Origin of the sequence: Mesorhizobium sp. M4A.F.Ca.ET.090.04.2.1 (genome assembly GCF_003999085.1) — a bacterium.
Classification (GTDB): Bacteria; Pseudomonadota; Alphaproteobacteria; order Rhizobiales; family Rhizobiaceae; genus Mesorhizobium.
Window position 1 is genome coordinate 1 of record NZ_RZOT01000669.1, and the last position, 2,840, is coordinate 2,840.

Below are 2,840 nucleotides of genomic sequence, written 5' to 3' on the forward strand. Positions count from 1 at the left end.
GGTGAGCGGCGTGCCACCGGAATCGTCGGCGGCGACGCCGAAGCGCAGCAACTCGACAGAGACGCGCCGCGCCAGCGCGCGATCACCGGTGACAAGTGCGGCGCGCTGGCCCGGCTGCTCGACGGCGCGCTTCAGCGCGATCGCGATCGCGACCGCCTCGTCGCGCTCGTTGGCAGCCTCCACCAGCGTCACGCCGGCCAGGGCCTGCCGGATGTCCTCGGCCTCGAAGCCGGGGCGCGTCTCGGTCCACAATTCGGTGGTTTCGGCCGGCCGTAGCGCCTCGCCGACTAGGGCCGCGCGGATTGCCAGCGCCCGGTCCGCCGGGACGATCTCCTCGACATCCGCGCGCGGCACGCCGATACCGCCGTTCAGCTTCGCCAGGCCGAATTGCGGGTGGCCGAGCGTGGCCGGCCGTGCGCCGGGCGCCGAAATGGCGGCGAAGGAGGCCTCGTCCAGTCCCTTGTCGAGGCCGGGCAGCACGACGGCGCCATTGGGCAAGCCGGCGATCACGCCGAGCAGCTCGGCGGTCGCGGGGATGGAGCCGGTCGAGCCTGCGGCGATCACCGGCCCGGCCGGCCGGTTGCGTTTCAGCCGCGCGGCCTCCAGCCGGATCAGCGCGCTCCGGTGCGCGGCCGGATTGGAGAGGCCGCGTTCGGCGAGCAGCTTCGGCCAGTTGTCGGTGACGATGCCGAGGAAATCGAGCGTCACCTGCCACCAGCCGGCGAGATTGCCGCTGACCAGCCCGGCGAGCTTCGCCCAATCCGTGCCTTCGGTCTCGATTTCGTCCATCAGCCGGGCAAGGTCGCGCGCCAGCCAGACAGCATCGGCCGCCGAAGCCGGCACCACGAATTCCTCGTTGAACCGCGCCGCGACATGCGACGGCAGGCTTGCCTTCCACGCGCGCACCAGCGGCGCCAGGAGAAGCAGCCGCTCCTGCGCGGCAATCGGCGGCGCGAGCTCGATGGCCGGCGCCGCTTCGGCGTCGAAGGCCGCCTCGTCCTCATCGAATTCGCCGAGCGGCCTGACCGTCGGCAGGATGGCCGAGCGAACCCCCAGAATATCGACGAAGGCGCCGCGCAGCGCGCGCGCCGCGCGCCGCGTCGGCACATAGATGGTGGCGTCGGCGAGCGCCAGCGGATCGCCGTTGAAACGGAAGCCGGGCACCAGCCGACCGTGCAGCAACGCTTCCGCCAGCGTCGGCAGGAACGGCGCTCCGGACGGGATTGAGAAAACGCGGCGCGAGCCGCTCATATCGCTTTCGCGAGTGCGCCGGCGACCGCTGCCTCGGCGGGCGGAATGGCGTCGGGCGTGCCGACCGTGATCCAGCGGCCCTGCATCTGCATGCCGAACAGCCGTCCGGCCGTGATCGCCTTGTCGAAATAGGCGTTGAGCGAATGCGGGCCCGTCGGCGCGTCCTTGAAGATACGCGGATGGACAATCGCGGCCCCGGCATAGATCAGGCCGGCCGGATCGCCTTTCGAGCGCTGCAAGGCGCCGTCCGGCGCCACCAGGAAATCGGTGCCGACGCAATGTCCGGTGGCGGAATCGAGATCGGTAAGCATCAGCAGAATATCCATTCTGGCAGCGTCCCATGCAAGGGAAAGACGCTCGAGGCTGGGCTGGCCGCTGTCGATCCAGAACGTGTCGGCGTTGATGATGTAGAACGGCTCTTTCCCCAGCAGGGGCAGCGCCTTGACGATGCCGCCGGCCGAGTCCAGCAGCATCTCGCGCTCGTCGGAAATGGCGATCCTCGGCGCACCGCGGTCGGCGATATGGGCGATGATCTGGTCCGGAAGATAGTGGACGTTGACTACGGCCTTATCGACACCGGCACTTGCAAGGCTGTCCAGCCCCCAGTCGAGCAAGGTCTTGCCGGCGATCTCCACCAGCGGCTTCGGTATCGTGTCGGTGATCGGACGCATGCGCTTTCCGAGCCCGGCGGCGAGCACCATTGCGGTCCTGGGATTTGCGGTCACGGCGTTCGTTCTTCCAGCAGGCCATGGGCGGCGTAGAAGTCGTGTAGCCCGGCAAGTGCCGGGTGCGCCAGCGCTCTTCTGAGATAGTCGCGGATGCGCGGCAGGTGCTTGAGGTAGAAGGGCTTGCCGTCACGCTTCTCCAGCCGCACGAAAATGCCGAGGATCTTCGAATTGCGCTGCGCCGCCATGATGGCGTAGGCCTCCCGGAACGCTGCTTCATCGAAGGCGCCGGCGGCATGGCGCGCCGCGACATAGGCATCGAGCGTCCGCTTCTCGATCGCGGGCGAGATGGTCACGCGAGCGTCCATGGCGAGCGAGGCGACGTCATAGGCGGCGGGGCCGATCAGCGCATCCTGGACATCGACGACGCCGAGCCGGTCGTGGCCGGTTCTGTCGCCGCGCCAGATGATGTTCGGCGAATGGAAGTCGCGCAGCATCAGCGTGTATTGGCTGCCCTTGAGCCGGTCGAGCACCTTGTTCCATTCGGTGTGGTAGCCGGCCAGCAGGGCATTGCTCGCCGGCTTGCCGGTCAGCATCGGCACATACCAGTCAACCAGCAGGTCGGCCTCGATCAGCATCGCCTCGCGGTCGAAGGGCGGCACGTCATGAAAGACGCCCGGCGCGGCTTCCATCCTGTCGGGCCAGGCCTTGCCATGCATCATCGCCAGCAGCTCGGCCGCCGCGGCATAGCGCTCGGCGATCGGCTCGCCATCGCTGTTCAGGAACCCTTCCGCACCGAGATGTTCAAGGAGCAAAAAGCCCTGCTCGAGATCCTCGGCATGGATCTCCGGCACGCTGACGCCCGCCGCCAGCAAGGCGCGGTCGAGGGCGACGAAGGCGGTGACCGATTGCGCGGTGTGGGCG

Annotated in this window: 3 protein-coding genes; all 3 read right to left on the bottom strand. The window is 68.6% G+C overall.

Annotated features, from left to right (window positions below):
* Positions 1 to 1,251: double-strand break repair protein AddB (addB, locus tag EN781_RS30085; RefSeq protein ID WP_127400619.1), on the bottom strand; the 1,251-nt coding region annotated here is incomplete at its 3' end.
* A complete protein-coding gene (locus EN781_RS30090) occupies positions 1,248 to 1,976 on the bottom strand; it encodes a nucleotidyltransferase family protein (RefSeq protein WP_126057122.1) in 729 nt (242 codons plus the stop codon). The genes EN781_RS30090 and addB, both read right to left, overlap by 4 nt.
* The coding region (locus tag EN781_RS30095; protein WP_145965711.1) for a phosphotransferase at positions 1,973 to 2,840 on the bottom strand (868 nt) is incomplete at its 5' end. The genes EN781_RS30095 and EN781_RS30090, both read right to left, overlap by 4 nt.